15 protein-coding genes are annotated in these 13,506 nt (G+C 69.1%); 9 read left to right on the top strand and 6 right to left on the bottom strand.

What is annotated here, in order from left to right:
• Positions 1 to 108 precede the first annotated feature (108 nt).
• A complete protein-coding gene (locus QA861_RS18875) occupies positions 109 to 948 on the top strand; it encodes a hypothetical protein (protein ID WP_334589498.1) in 840 nt (279 codons plus the stop codon).
• A gap of 134 nt (positions 949 to 1,082) precedes the next feature.
• Here the strand turns inward: QA861_RS18875 and QA861_RS18870 are convergent, their stop codons facing one another.
• Positions 1,083 to 1,265, bottom strand: a complete 183-nt coding sequence (locus tag QA861_RS18870; RefSeq protein WP_334589497.1) for a DUF397 domain-containing protein — start codon at positions 1,263 to 1,265, stop codon at positions 1,083 to 1,085.
• A gap of 10 nt (positions 1,266 to 1,275) precedes the next feature.
• A complete protein-coding gene (locus QA861_RS18865; protein ID WP_334589496.1) occupies positions 1,276 to 2,148 on the bottom strand; it encodes a helix-turn-helix domain-containing protein in 873 nt (290 codons plus the stop codon).
• A gap of 186 nt (positions 2,149 to 2,334) precedes the next feature.
• Here QA861_RS18865 and QA861_RS18860 point away from each other — a divergent pair, with 186 nt between their 5' ends.
• The 3 genes from QA861_RS18860 to QA861_RS18850 all read left to right on the top strand — a co-directional run bounded on the left by QA861_RS18860 (position 2,335) and on the right by QA861_RS18850 (position 3,409).
• Positions 2,335 to 2,781 carry an ATP-binding protein gene (locus QA861_RS18860; protein ID WP_334589495.1) on the top strand — a complete coding sequence of 149 codons (447 nt, stop codon included), beginning with the start codon at positions 2,335 to 2,337 and terminating at the stop codon, positions 2,779 to 2,781.
• A 74-nt stretch (positions 2,782 to 2,855) separates the two neighbouring features.
• Positions 2,856 to 3,131 (top strand): hypothetical protein, encoded by a 276-nt coding sequence (locus QA861_RS18855; protein ID WP_334589494.1) that lies wholly within the window; start codon positions 2,856 to 2,858, stop codon positions 3,129 to 3,131.
• The gene (locus QA861_RS18850; protein WP_334589493.1) at positions 3,128 to 3,409 is read left to right on the top strand and encodes a hypothetical protein; all 282 of its coding nucleotides are present in this window, start codon (positions 3,128 to 3,130) and stop codon (positions 3,407 to 3,409) included. Before QA861_RS18855 ends, QA861_RS18850 begins: the two co-directional genes overlap by 4 nt.
• Positions 3,410 to 3,743: 334 nt before the next feature.
• Here the strand turns inward: QA861_RS18850 and QA861_RS18845 are convergent, their stop codons facing one another.
• Entirely contained in the window at positions 3,744 to 4,175 is a 432-nt protein-coding gene (locus tag QA861_RS18845) for an Rrf2 family transcriptional regulator (RefSeq protein WP_334589492.1), read from the bottom strand.
• Positions 4,176 to 4,279: 104 nt separating this feature from the next.
• Here QA861_RS18845 and QA861_RS18840 point away from each other — a divergent pair, with 104 nt between their 5' ends.
• Positions 4,280 to 5,149 (top strand): NAD(P)H-binding protein, encoded by an 870-nt coding sequence (locus QA861_RS18840; protein ID WP_334589491.1) that lies wholly within the window; start codon positions 4,280 to 4,282, stop codon positions 5,147 to 5,149.
• 238 nt (positions 5,150 to 5,387) lie between these two features.
• On the opposite strand, the gene QA861_RS18835 is transcribed toward QA861_RS18840, so the two are convergent.
• Positions 5,388 to 5,693, bottom strand: coding sequence for a hypothetical protein (locus tag QA861_RS18835; protein WP_334589490.1), 306 nt, complete (start codon positions 5,691 to 5,693; stop codon positions 5,388 to 5,390).
• Complete coding sequence (locus QA861_RS18830) at positions 5,690 to 6,094, bottom strand: nitroreductase/quinone reductase family protein (RefSeq protein WP_334589489.1); 405 nt, start codon at positions 6,092 to 6,094, stop codon at positions 5,690 to 5,692. Before QA861_RS18830 ends, QA861_RS18835 begins: the two co-directional genes overlap by 4 nt.
• Before the next feature lie 100 nt (positions 6,095 to 6,194).
• Between QA861_RS18830 and QA861_RS18825 the strand changes: the two genes are divergently transcribed.
• Positions 6,195 to 6,941 carry an endonuclease/exonuclease/phosphatase family protein gene (locus tag QA861_RS18825; RefSeq protein WP_334589488.1) on the top strand — a complete coding sequence of 249 codons (747 nt, stop codon included), beginning with the start codon at positions 6,195 to 6,197 and terminating at the stop codon, positions 6,939 to 6,941.
• A 152-nt stretch (positions 6,942 to 7,093) separates the two neighbouring features.
• The gene (locus tag QA861_RS18820) at positions 7,094 to 8,074 is read left to right on the top strand and encodes an LAETG motif-containing sortase-dependent surface protein (RefSeq protein WP_334589487.1); all 981 of its coding nucleotides are present in this window, start codon (positions 7,094 to 7,096) and stop codon (positions 8,072 to 8,074) included.
• A 19-nt stretch (positions 8,075 to 8,093) separates the two neighbouring features.
• On the opposite strand, the gene QA861_RS18815 is transcribed toward QA861_RS18820, so the two are convergent.
• On the bottom strand, positions 8,094 to 9,668 hold the full coding sequence (locus QA861_RS18815; protein WP_334589486.1) for a CehA/McbA family metallohydrolase: 1,575 nt from the start codon (positions 9,666 to 9,668) through the stop codon (positions 8,094 to 8,096).
• A gap of 206 nt (positions 9,669 to 9,874) precedes the next feature.
• Between QA861_RS18815 and QA861_RS18810 the strand changes: the two genes are divergently transcribed.
• Together QA861_RS18810 and QA861_RS18805 are read left to right on the top strand one after the other, a co-directional pair.
• A complete protein-coding gene (locus QA861_RS18810; protein WP_334589485.1) occupies positions 9,875 to 10,720 on the top strand; it encodes a TIGR03619 family F420-dependent LLM class oxidoreductase in 846 nt (281 codons plus the stop codon).
• A gap of 87 nt (positions 10,721 to 10,807) precedes the next feature.
• Positions 10,808 to 13,423: a bifunctional FO biosynthesis protein CofGH gene (locus QA861_RS18805; protein WP_334589484.1), complete on the top strand. Its 2,616-nt coding sequence runs from the start codon at positions 10,808 to 10,810 to the stop codon at positions 13,421 to 13,423.
• Positions 13,424 to 13,506 lie beyond the last annotated feature (83 nt).

The raw sequence follows: 13,506 nt of genomic DNA, 5'->3' as shown, positions 1-13,506 counted from the left end.
CCGCAGGGGCCGATTCAAGAGCTACCGAGTTCTATCGGCGGAGGTTTTTATTCGAAGATGGGCCGGGTGTGCACCGATGGCATACAGTGTGAGCGAAGGAGGTTTTCGGTGAGCTTACTGGCGAGTGTGACCCTCGATTCCAGGACGGAAGGCGGGGTCGGAAGCGGAATTGCGTCATGGTTCGAGGCCGCCTTCGCAGGGCCGCTGGCCAAGTTCTTGGATCTTGAGCGGAGAGGCGCCGCCACATCACTGGCTGCATCCCAGATGCGGGAGGGTGAGAGGCGTAAGGAATTCTTGATAGCCTCGGGTGAATGGGGCTCGATGCGTCAAGAGTTGATGATCGGCCCTGAAGTCGCGGATGTACTTGTTACGCGCTCAGACTCAGATCGTCCAGCAGTGCATGTGCATAGTTCGAGTATTCTGGTGAGGCGACCCAACGTCGAAGTTCAGCTTTTGCTGAGTCGAGATGATATGCAGAGAGATGACGAATTTTCACTTTGCGCCGACATTGTCAATTTCTTGGTTTCGGCGTTGGATTCGGCCAATCCTGCGTTCGGCCGGGTCTGTGTAGGTGAGCCTATGAAGGAAAAGACGAACCTCGATGCAGTCCTCAGGAGAAAGATTTGGAGGTCTGTTTCCGAGGCGCGGCATTTCCTACGTGGATACGCGTGGGTCACGGTGTGCCCTGAGGAACTCACCGAGGAGCTCGGTGGGGCTAATTCCCTGGAGCAAGCAGGTGTCTTCCATCGAGTTGTCCCGCTGGCGTCGGGTGGAACCGTGCTTCAGACGACCGAGACAATTTCGGGGTACTCGGACAAGGCAATGCGTAGGACGTTCCAGACCTTGGCCCCGGTCCTGCCCGCCGGCCTTCCGCGTTTCGACCCGGCAAATCCCGAGGTGCGGTATATTCCGGAAGACGCTGGTCAGTTTGGGCGGCGTCCCAGATAAGAGCATTTCTCAGGTGGCGTGATGTCTGTGCGGCATGATTCCAGTCTTGTGAGACCCGTCTGTTTCCCCAAGCTCCATGGCCTCCGATACTGTCCTCCGGATCTATCCCTGCAACAGCAGCGCCCCCGGCAGGCTCATCCATCGGCCTTGAGTATGCGGATGAGGTCGGTGAAGGTGTCGCGGCCGACCGAGAGGATGGACGATGGGTCAGGGGTCGCCGAATCGGAGAGCAGGATCGTTTCGCCGGTGACGGATATGTGGACGCAGGCGTCGCCTTCCTGGCAGCGGGACGACTTCCGCCAGATGTGCTGGGACATGTGGGCTCCTCTAGAGGTCCTGGGCGATGGCAAGGATGAGGTCCCGGGACTTCTCCGGGGTGAGCGCTGTGGCCTCGACGGTGTCCAGGAGGAGCCGATACTTCTCCAAGTGGACCTCTGCGTCGAGGAGTACGGGCCCGTGGAACTGGTCCAGTTGGGCGGTGTCCAGCTGAGGAACTGAGCCGTGCAGGTAGTTGATGGACTGGCCCGATCCCGGGAAGGCGCCCACGTCGAAGGGCAGTACGCGAACGGTGATGTGGTCCCGCTCGCTCATGTCGATCAGGTGCCGAAGCTGGTCGCGCGCCACATCCCGGCCGCCCACGCGCATGCGGAGGGCCGCTTCGTGGACGACGGTCCGGTAGGGGGTCGGGTCGGCTCCGTACAACACGCCCTGCCGCTTGACCCGGTGGGAGACGCGATGCTCCACCTCGGGCGGAGTGGGTGCCGGAATCACATGGCGGAAGATCTCCCGGGCATGGTCGGCGGTCTGGAGCAGGCCGGGCATGTGCGAGGTGTAGGCGGTGCGTACGGCGGTGGCGTGGTGCTCCAACTCGGCGAGGTCCAGCAGCCCGGACGGCAGCACTTCCCGGTACGACTCCCACCAGCCGAACGTCTTGTCGGTCGCCACGGTCACCAGGCACTCCACGAACCCCTGGTCGGGGCATGAGTAGATGCCGGCCAGCGCCCTGACGCGCTCGGGGCTCACCCCGAACCGGGCCGACTCCACATTGCTGAGCTGCCCTTGGCTGGTGCCCAACGCTCGTGCGGCCTCGGTCGCCGTCATGCCCGAGCGCTCGCGCATCTTGCGCAGCTCCGCGGCGAGCCGGAGGCGCCGGGCCGTCAGGCGGGGTCTTGCGGGCACGTGAACTCCTCCTGCACACATGTTCCGTCAGCGGGTCACTCACACGAGGGAATCGAGACCGGAAGTATCTCGATCCCAGGCAAATGTCATTTGCGAGACCGTATCTTCGTTCTCAGGCGCCCACCGCCCAGAAGCACCCCGCTCGACGGAGCGGCCACGGTCACTGGGCAACACCGTCCAACTCCCCTCCGTGATCGGAGACTTCCGATGGCCACCGTATCGCCGTCCTGGGCCTACGCCCTCCAGCTTCCGCACGATCCACGTGCACCGGGGATCGCCCGCGCGACCCTGCGGACCGTCCTGGCCGCCCACGACCTCGCCCACCTCACCGCCACAGCCGAACTCCTCGCCTCCGAACTGCTCACCAACGCCCACCTCCACACCAAGGGCCCCTATATCCTCCGGCTCCTATCCAACGAACCCGACCGCCTCCGCGTCGCCGTCTGGGACACCGACCCCCGGGTTCCGGCCGGCTTCCGGGAGAAGGGCGCCCTGGCAGCCGTACCCCCGGACGATGCCGAAGGGGGGCGCGGGCTGCATCTCGTACAGGCGTGCGCTGATGCGTGGGGGGTGTCCGTGCTGCGGGAGTTGGGGGCGTCGAAGGGCGGGAAGCTGCTGTGGGCCGAGTGCGGGCGGACGGGGGTGTCCGGGTGATCACGGTCTGTCGGCTCCGAGCGAGCGGCACCATACTGGGAGAAGGAGCCATGCCCGTTCAGCAGGAGCAGATCATGAGCGCACAGCCTGAGCACGGCTGGGGAGCGATGCCCCTCCCGGAGATCCGGACCGTGGACGACCTGCGCGGTGCGCTCAGCCGCTACGGCTTCCCGGGAGACCGGGAACGGTTCGAGGAGGAACTGGCGGCTGCCATAGGAGCCTCCCCGACCAACGACTTCGAGGGCGCCGCCGCCGTGGTCAGGGCCTACCGCCATCGCGTCCGGATCAGGAACTCGCCGGAGATCATGACCGCCCTTGAGGAAGCACGCGGTGGAGGCGGCAGTACGTGAACGAGGTCCCGTTGGAGGAGGCCGAACCCGCAAGGAAGACGTTCGGCGATCTGACGGAGGGGGAGCGGGAAGTCGTACGGGACGCGCTGGTGGCGATCCGGCGAGACCCAGGGGTCGGGCGGGAGATCCCCGGCTGGCGCCCTCCCTCCGTCGAGTACACCTACACCACGCCACTCGCGCGTGACTCTGCCGAGGCGATCACTGTTGTGTACACGCACACGCCCGGAATGGGTGTGACCGTCGTCTTCTACTCCCGTGATCCACAGGTGGTGGACTGAGCGCTACCTGCCGGTCCCCGGAGGTTGGAGGCGCGGTCATGACAGAGGCCCGGCGGCGAATGCCAGCAGGGCCGCCAGCAGAGTGAGGGTGCCTCCGAAGGCGACCCCCGCGCGGGTCGGCGCCGAGGAGAGAAGAACCGCACCTTTGAATCAGCCCTGACACGGCAGGTGTCCTGAGGCTCGATCACCCGCTTCGCGTCGCATGAAAGCGCCGATGTGCAGGGGGATTGTGGGTGCCCGGCGACTGCTTCGGGGGCGAGGATCGGCCGGGACCGGCCGGGATTCAGGCGGCCTTGGTCCCAGGGTGCCTGACGGTGGCGGATGACGAGCTGATCTAAGCCCGCGTCGCCGCGATCGCGTCGCGGACCACGTCCTGCATCGTCACGCTGTCCAGCTCGTCTTCGACGGCGCGCGCCGTGCGGCGTTCGAGGTCGGCGAGTGTGGAGTGCACCGACCGGCCGACGGTGCAGTCGGGGGCGGGGGTGTGCAGGGCGAGCACCGGGTCGGTCCCCTGGATCGCGCGCCATACGTCGCCGAGGGTGATGTCGGCGGGGGTGCGGGCGAGTGTCCAGCCGCCGTTCGGGCCGGAGCGGGACATCACGAGCCCGGCCTCGCGCAGCTGGCCGAGTACCCGGCGGACGTACACGGGGCTGGCGTTGACGCTGTCGGTCGTGGCGTCCGAGCTCATCGGCTGGTCGGGCCGGCCCGCGAGGAGCGTGAGCACGTGCACGCCGACGGCGAACTGGGTGTTGGTGGGGCGGCTCATCCAGCCATTCTCGCAGATTCGCATCCATGCCTGCTACAGTTCTATTCGTACTCACGGTGGCTACGAATATTCGCCTTCGTGTTGACTACGAATAGGAGCACCTCGTGAAGCTCGCTGTCTCCGGCGCCTCGGGCCACCTCGGCCGTCAGGTCACCGCCCTTCTGTTCGACCAGGTCTCGCCCGTCGACGTCGTCCTGCTCACGCGCAGTCCGGAGGGGCTCGCCGACGCCGCCGCTCGCGGCGCCGACGTCCGGCCGGCCGACTTCGACGATCCGGACGGACTGGCGGAAGCGCTCGCAGGCGTCGAGCGCCTGCTGCTCATCAGTACCGACGCGGTCGGCCAGAGCGTGACGCAGCACCGGGCGGCCATCGACGCCGCGGTCGCCGCAGGCGTCAAGCACGTCATCTACACGTCGCTGTACCGCCCGGACAAGGGCAACCCGGCCGGCGCCGCCGACGCACACCGGGAGACCGAAGAGGCCCTGACGGCGAGCCCGCTCGCGTGGACGTTCCTGCGCAACAACCTCTACGCCGAGAACCAGATCGCGACCGTCGCCCAGGCCGTCGCCTCGGGCCGGCTCGTCACCAACGCGGGAGACGGCGCCGTCGCCTACGTCGCCCGCGAGGACTGCGCCGCTGCGGCCGCCGCCGTACTGACGGGCGAGGGGCATGCCGGGCAGGCCTACGACATCACCGGGCCCGCCGCGCTCTCCGCCGCCGACCTCGCCGCACTGGGCACGACGCTCACCGGCGCACCGGTCGCGGTCGTCCAGGTCGACGACGACGCGCTGATCGCCGGGCTTGTCGCGGCCGGACTGCCCGAGCCGGTCGCCCCGTGGATCGCGTCCTTCGGGGTCGCCTCGCGCGAAGGCTGGCTCGATCAGCCGAGCAGTGCCGTCCAGGACCTCACCGGCCGCGCGCCGGTCTCCGTCCGCGACGTGCTGGAGGCTCACCGGGCGGAGCTCTCCGTGTAAGCGCGGCCGCAGCGTGCCGCCCAGGTCCCGATCGATAACCGACGACAACCGACGGAGAAGGAGAAAATCATGGCCTCACCGGTGAAGCTGGCGCACGTGGTCCTGTGGACGCGGCAGGGACGAGTTGCTCACCAGGCTCAGGGCCGGAGAGTCCGAAGCCGTACTGGTGACCCCGACATGGTGACCGCGTAGGTCGCGGTGGTCGGCCAGGAGCCCGACGCCGACGAAGCCGGACTCGTCAGGACAGCGGTGTCTCCCGGACCGTGAGCGGGCCGAGGATCGCGTCCAGTTCTGTGTCCGTGAGCCGGCCGCCGGTGCCCAGGCCCTCCCAGACCTCCAGTTCGCGGAGGCTCCTGACGGAGACGTGGTAGGCGCGGAAGAACTGGACCATGAGCGGGAAGACCCGGAAGTCGTCTCCCATCTCCCGCATCATCCAGCGCGCCGCCTCGGATGGCGGGCGGCCCTCCTCGCCGAGTCGACGCAGGCCGGCTGCGATCGCGTTCCAGTCCGTCACTCGCTGTCTCGGCCCTTCGAGGTCCGTCATCGGTGTGCTTCCTCCAGATCCACCCGCACCGTCAACAGCTGTGTCCCCAGGGTTCGTACGCCCGTGCTGTTCACGCGAGGCAGCGTCCGCAGCCGGGCGATCGGATCGTCGTCCGGCAGCAGGTGGGCCGTGCCCGGGTACCAGCGTCCGCGGATCCGCACCCGTACCCGGGGCTCGGCCTTGATGTTGCGTACGTAGTGCGACTTCTCGCCGAACTCCGAGACCAGCCAGAACGTGTCGCCGACGCGTCGCCCACCGAGCGGGGTGACGCGGGGGAGGCCCGAGGTGCGGCCCGTGGTCTCCAGGAGGGTCTGGAAGGGGAGGCGGCGTGTGACGGGATTGCCGATCCGGCGCTGGAAGGTGGTGGCGGCCTTGAACCTGAACTCTCTGAAGCGGGACATCGTCTACTTCTGCCTCCGGCGTTCGTGTCGCTGCTGCGCGTGTTCTTGAATGGTGTCCCAGAAGCTGGCAGTTGGGCGAGACGGGTGGGCGGTGGCGGGTATGCGTGTGGTGACCTGGAACCTGTGGTGGCGGTTCGGGCCCTGGGAAGCGCGGCGGAAGGCGATTCTGTCCGTGCTGCGGGAGCTGCGGCCGGACGTGGTCGGGCTTCAGGAGGTCTGGGAGTGCGACGGCGAGAACATCGCCGCCTGGATCGCCGACGAACTCGGACTGCACTGGACCTGGGCGCCCTCCGAGACACCCGAGCGTTGGCAGCGGCGTATCGGGGGCGAGAAGGTCGACGTGGGCAACGCGGTGCTGAGCCGCTGGCCCGTCGTCGAGAGCGAGGCGATGCGGCTGCCGGCCCCGGACGAGTTGGACGACGGTCGCCTGGCTCTCTACGCCCGGCTCGCCGCTGCCCCGGGCCACCACGTGCCCTTCTTCACGACCCACCTCACCTCCGCGGCCCACGCCTCGGAGGTCCGCCGTCAACAGGTCACCGCACTCGCGGAGTTCGTGGCGAAGCGACGTGTCGGCACCGCCTATCCGCCCGTCATCACCGGCGACTTCAACGCCTGGCCCGACTCCGACGAGATCCGTCTCTTCGGCGGCTACAAGACCGCCCCGGCCGTCCCCGGCCAAGTCCCCGGGTTCGGCCCCAGCGCGCGCATCGACTACGTCTTCGTCGGGCCGCCGGGACGGGGTGGGCTCGGGCATGTTCGGAAGGTGGAACGCGCCGGGCACGGGGCCGTGGACGGCATCTGGCCGTCCGATCACGCGGCGGTGGTGGCGGATCTCGCGTCCGCCTGAGGGCGAGCTGGACTGAACTGAGCTGAGTTGTGCTGCGAGTGGCGTCTCGCTACACCCATCGGGGCGCCACAGCGGTCACACCGGTGACATCAGAACTTGCGCGAGGACGTGCGCTTCGCGCTGCCGACATAGTTTCACTGGGGGCCTCTCTCATGAAATCTCGCCGTGCCCTGGCACGCCCGGCCCTGGCGGTCGCCGCCGCGCTGATTCCGGCGACGCTGCTGTCCGGAACGGTCGCGAGCACCTCGTACGCCACGGAGTCGCCGAGCCCGTCCGCCTCGGCGTCCGCGTCGGCCTCGGCGAGCGCTTCACCGTCGGTGTCCGCCTCCCCGTCCGTGTCCGTGACGCCCACCGGTGCGGAGCAGGAGTGCCCCAGTGAGCCGGGCAAGGACGACGAGATCCTGCGAACCACCATTTCCGCCAAGACCAACAAGCTTGTCGCGGACAGTGGTTGGCGCGAGATCACGTTCAAGCTGGAGAACCGCTCCGACATCGCCCTCAAGAACGTGCAGGTTGGGCTGAAGAGAATGGCGGACGGTAACGCCCCCGACAGCTCGCAGCAGCTTGAGGTGTTGGAGTACGTCAACCTCCAGGAGTGGGACGCCAAGTCCCGTACCTGGAAGAGTGTCTGGTGGGACGAGGTGCAGATCGGCGGCTCGCTGCTCGGCTACCACGACGTGGCCCCCCACAAGACGACGAACGTCGCCGTGCGCATCGCCGTCAGCAAGACCATGCCCTACGGCCGCTTCCCCGAGCTCGAACACGAGAACATCGGGTCCGGCTATATAGAGGTCCACAGCTATGGCATCCCCGAGGGCAAGGGTGTGTGCGAGTACGGGGACCACTGGGCCTTCACCATCCACAAGCCTGGCACGGACACCGGAGACGGTGATGGCGACGGAGCCACCTCCACGCCGACCACCGGACCCGGCGGCAACACCCCCACCCCCCAGACCGGCAGCACCGCACCGGTCACCCCTGACCCCACCCCCACCGGCGACCTCGCCCACACGGGCGCCTCCTCCGCGCTCCCGGTGATCGCCGGCGCGGGCACCGCCGCCGTGGCCCTCGGGGCCGGTGCCGTGTACGTCGTACGGCGCCGCAAGACCGGTACCGGCACCGAAGTTTCCTGACCGGACCGGTTGGGCCCGGCTACCGGCCCAGGAAGATCGGGTTGGTGAACGCCGCCAACGCGCCGGGCAGCGGCGCGAGTACGGCCTCGTGCCGCACCTCCGCCCGGACGTACGCCGCGTACTGGGCCGTCGTACGCCACTCCACGACCCCCGCGCCCGCCACCGGCAGGACCCCGCTGGTGAACAGGACGCCCTGGTCCGTGACGAAGCGGACCGTGCAGCGCGGGGCGCCGGACACCTCCAGGCGGACCGTGACCGGGGCGTCCTGCGCGACCTTCAACCGGCTCCCGATGTCCGCGTGTTCGCCCTTCGGGCCGGAGGCCGTGAAGGCGAGGGAGACCGACCTGGACTCGGCGACGTACGAGCGGCCCGCCCGCAGCCCCTCCTGGATCGCCTGCCGGGTCAGGTCCTCGGCGAGTACCACCGTCTGCGGGACGCCCACCGGGTCGGGGTCGCGGTGGGCGTCGCTGTTGCCCATGGCCGGAATCCAGCCACGGCTGCCCGCGCCCTCTCTCGCGGATCTCACGGACGCCACCAGCATGCCGTCCCAGTCCGCGAGCGCCACCTCGTCCTCGGGCGAGTAGGTGCCGTTCCACACCTCCACCGCGTCCGCCTCCGCGAAGCCGAACTTCCAGTTGCAGCCGACACAGGTGGCGTGCGGGTGGGCCGGGACCACCAGGCCGCCGGCTCGCCGGATCTGGCGCGCGTACTTGCCGAAGCGGTTGTCACGGGCCCGGTAGCGCCAGTCGACGAACGTACCCGGATCGGTGCCGAGCGCGACCACGTGACCGTTACGGGTCGTCACCTCCTCGCCCACCATGATCAGGAGGTCGTCACCCGCCTGGTCGGCCCAATGGGCGTGCGCGGAGTGGGTGTTGTGATCCGAGGAGTTGATGAAGTCCAGGCCCGCCGCCCGCGCGAGGGCCGCGATCTCGGCCGGGGTGCGGCGGCCGTCCGAGTACCAGGTGTGCAGATGGCAGTCACCCCGGTACCAGGCCCGGCCCCGCCCCTTGGCGCGCTCCGGCGGGTAGACCGGGTCGACGACGTCGCCGGGCTCGCCGTAGGTCAGGGTGATGGTGAGCTCGTACGCGAGGCCCTGCGGGGAGACCGTGTAGGGGCCCAGCGCGATGTGCCAGGTCCCCGCCTTCACCAAGCCGGGGATGTAGCCGGGCGTGGCGTCGTCCGCGCGGACGAAGAACTCCGTGCGCGCCCCGCCCGACCAGCCCCGGAAGCCCTTGCCGCCCAGTTCGGTGCCGCGCTGGTCGAAGACGCCGATGTCGAGCGCGTTGCCCGCGGTGCCGGCCGGGACGGACGGGCGGTCGTAGCTGTAGGCGACCTTCAACTCCCGTACACCGTGCGGGATTTCGACGGGCAGATAGACGAAGTCGGGGGAGCCGAGGGGCAGCGTGCCGCGCACGGTCCGGGTCTCCGACCGGGGCTCCGTCCGGTCGGCTCCGCCGTCCGCCGCTTCGGCCGGGGTGCCGTGGGAGAAGGTCACGCTTCCCAACGTAAGCGCGGCGGCGGCTCCCGTCGCGAAGAGGGCGCGTCTGGCCATGCTGTTTCCCGAACTCATTCCGTGGTCGTCTTCGCACATGCTGCTGCTCCCAGGGTGTCGGGGCGTGACGTGGGTGATGCAGTGGTGCTCAGTCCACCGTCGTACCCGGGAGTGAACTCCCGTACAAGACAAGGGAATCGCCATCTTTCGTGCGGGCAGCGCGCACGGGCGGCGAAACCGTGTCCCAGGTCGATGCATACCGGTCGGTATGGACAGACGGGGCACGGCCCGGTACAGATATGAAGATGCGCCTAGCCGTCACGATCTTCCTCACCGACGAGACGATCACCCCGACCCGGCTCGCCCGTGAGCTGGAACAGCGTGGGTTCGCCGGGCTGTATCTGCCCGAGCACACGCACATCCCGGTCGAGCGGACCAGCCCGTACCCGGCGGGCGGTGACCTGCCGCCCGAGTACGGCCGTACGCTCGACCCCTTCGTCGCGCTCGGTCAGGCCGCCGCCGTCACCGAGCGGCTCGCCCTCGGCACGGGCATCACGCTCGTCGCCCAGCACGACCCGATCGACCTCGCCAAGCAGATCGCGACCCTGGACCACCTCTCCGGCGGACGCTTCACCCTCGGTCTCGGCTACGGCTGGAACGTCGAGGAGGCCGCCGACCACGGGGTGGAGTGGCGCACGCGGCGCGACCTGACCCGGGACCGGATGGCGCTGATGCGCGCCCTGTGGGCGGACGAACCGACCGCGTACGAGGGGGAGTTCGGGAGGGTACGGGCCAGCACCGCTTACCCCAAGCCGGTCCAGAAGGCGCGCGGGCCGGTGAACGGCCCCCGCACCCTCATCGGCGGCTCGGCCGGGCCGAAACTGTTCGCTCACATCAGCGAGTACGCCGACGGCTGGCTGCCGATCGGCGGGCGCGGCCTGTCCGAGTCGCTGCCCGTGCTGCGGTCGGTGTGGGCGGACGCGGGCCGCGACCCGGCCGCGCTCCAGGTCGTCCCGTACGCCGTCCAGCCCAGCCCGGGGAAGCTCGCCCACTACGCGGAGCTGGGCATCGAGGAGTGTGTGGTGCAGCTGCCGCCGGCGGGAGAGGCCGAGGTGCTGGGCCTGCTGGACGGGTACGCGGAGTACGTGTAGACGCCAGTGCCGCCCTGTGACGTTCGGCACCCAGAACGGACAGGGCGGTCCTGTATGACCTGATCAAAGCGATCGTATGCTCGAAGGATGACGACTCCCGAGATTTCCGGAACCGGCCCCACCGAGCGCCCCGGCGGCGCCACCGGCCCGACCGAGAACTCCATGCGTCGCGCCCTCAAACGTGCCCGGGACGGCGTCGCCCTCGACGTCGGTGAGGCGGCGGTGCTGCTCCAGGCCCGTGGCGAGGCCCTCGACGACCTCACCGCGTCCGCGGCCCGCGTCCGGGACGCCGGCCTGGAGGCCGCGGGACGCCCCGGCGTCATCACGTACTCGAAGAGCGTCTTCATCCCTCTGACCCGGCTCTGCCGGGACAAGTGCCACTACTGCACCTTCGTGACCGTCCCGGGCAAGCTCCGCAGGGCCGGACACGGCATGTTCATGTCCCCGGACGAGGTTCTCGACATCGCCCGACGCGGCGCCGCCCTCGGCTGCAAGGAAGCGCTGATCACCCTCGGCGACAAGCCCGAGGACCGCTGGCCCGAGGCGCGCGAGTGGCTCGACGCGCACGGCTACGACGACACGATCGCGTACGTCCGCGCCATCTCGATCCGCATCCTGGAGGAGACGGGCCTGCTGCCCCACCTCAACCCGGGCGTGATGTCCTGGACCGACTTCCAGCGGCTGAAGCCCGTCGCCCCCTCCATGGGCATGATGCTGGAGACGACGGCCACCCGCCTCTGGTCCGAGCCGGGCGGCCCGCACTACGGCTCTCCGGACAAGGAACCCGCCGTACGGCTAAGGGTGTTGGAGGACGCGGGCCGGTCGTCCGTCCCCTTCACCTCGGGCCTCCTGATCGGGATCGGCGAGACGTACGAGGAGCGGGCGGAGTCGTTGTTCGCCCTCCGCAGGATCTCCCGCGCCTACCACTCCATCCAGGAGCTGATCATCCAGAACTTCCGCGCCAAGCCGGACACCGCGATGCGCGGTATGCCGGACGCGGAACTGGACGAGCTCGTCGCGACGGTGGCCGTGGCACGCCACATCATGGGCCCGAGCGCCTGCCTCCAAGCCCCGCCCAACCTCGTCGACTCCGAGTACGAGCGGCTGATCGGCGCCGGCATCGACGACTGGGGCGGGGTCTCCCCGCTCACCATCGACCACGTCAACCCGGAACGCCCCTGGCCCCAGATCGAGGAGTTGCGGGAAAAGTCGGCCACGGTCGGCTTCGAACTGCGCGAACGCCTCTGCGTCTACCCGGAGTTCGTGCAGCGGGGCGAGCCCTGGCTCGACCCGCGCCTGCTCCCTCACGTGCGAGCGCTCGCGGACCCGGAGACGGGCCTCGCCCGCGAGGACGCGGTCGTCGAGGGCCACCCGTGGCAGGAGCCGGAGGAGGTGTTCGTGTCGTCCGGCCGTACCGACCTGCACACCACGATCGACACCGACGGCCGTACGTCGGACCGGCGCGAGGACTTCGACGTGGTGTACGGCGACTGGGGCGCCCTGCGTGAGGCGGCGGCGCCCGGGATGGTGCCGGAGCGCATCGACACGGACGTACGGCAGGCGCTGCGCACGGCGGCCGACGACCCGACGAAGCTGACCGACGACGAGGCACTGGCGCTGTTCCACGCGGACGGCCCCGCCCTGGACGCCCTGTGCCAAGTCGCCGACGACGTACGGAAGTCGGCGGTCGGCGACGATGTCACCTACATCGTCACCCGGAACATCAACTTCACCAACGTCTGCTACACCGGCTGCCGTTTCTGCGCCTTCGCGCAGCGCAGGACCGACGCCGACGCGTACACGCTGTCCCTGGACCAGGTGGCGGACCGCGCCCAACAGGCCTGGGATCTCGGGGCAGTTGAGGTCTGTATGCAGGGCGGCATCCACCCCGACCTGCCGGGGACGGCGTACTTCGACATCGCGAAGGCGGTGAAGGAACGGGTACCCGGCATGCACGTACACGCCTTCTCGCCCATGGAAGTGGTGAACGGCGCGACCCGCACCGGGATGTCGATCCGCGAGTGGCTGACGGCCGCGAAGGAAGCCGGCCTCGACACGATCCCCGGCACGGCGGCGGAGATCCTCGACGACGAGGTCCGCTGGGTCCTCACCAAGGGCAAGCTGCCCACGGCCACCTGGATCGAGGTCGTGACGACCGCCCACGAGCTGGGCATCCGCTCCTCCTCCACGATGATGTACGGCCACGTCGACCAACCGCGCCACTGGCTCGGCCACTTCCGGACCCTGGCCCGCATCCAGCAACAGACGGGCGGCTTCACGGAGTTCGTCACCCTCCCCTTCATCCACACCAACGCACCGGTCTACCTCGCGGGCATCGCCCGCCCCGGCCCGACGATGCGCGACAACCGTGCGGTCATCGCCATGGCCCGCCTCCTCCTGCACACCCACATCCCCAACATCCAGACCAGCTGGGTGAAGTTGGGCACGGAGGGCGCGGCGGAAATGCTCCGCTCGGGCGCGAACGACCTGGGCGGCACGCTGATGGAGGAGACGATCTCGCGCATGGCCGGGTCGTCGTACGGCTCCTACAAGTCGGTCAAGGACCTGATCGCGGTGGCGGAGGCGGCCGGGCGGCCCGCAAAACCCCGGACCACCCTCTACGGGGAGGTCACGGAGGAACGGCAGCAGGCGGCGGCCTTGTCGGACGGCCATCTGCCGGAGCTGCTGCCTGTGCTGGACTGACGGCACGGGGGCAACGGCACGGGACCAACGGCACGGGACCAACTGCCACATGATCCCCCTCAATGCCCGAGGGTGCGAAACCG

Origin of the sequence: Streptomyces sp. B21-083, assembly GCF_036898825.1 — a bacterium.
Lineage (GTDB): Bacteria > Actinomycetota > Actinomycetes > Streptomycetales > Streptomycetaceae > Streptomyces.
Note: the sequence above shows the minus strand (reverse complement) of the source record. Positions and strands in the feature narration are given on the sequence as shown.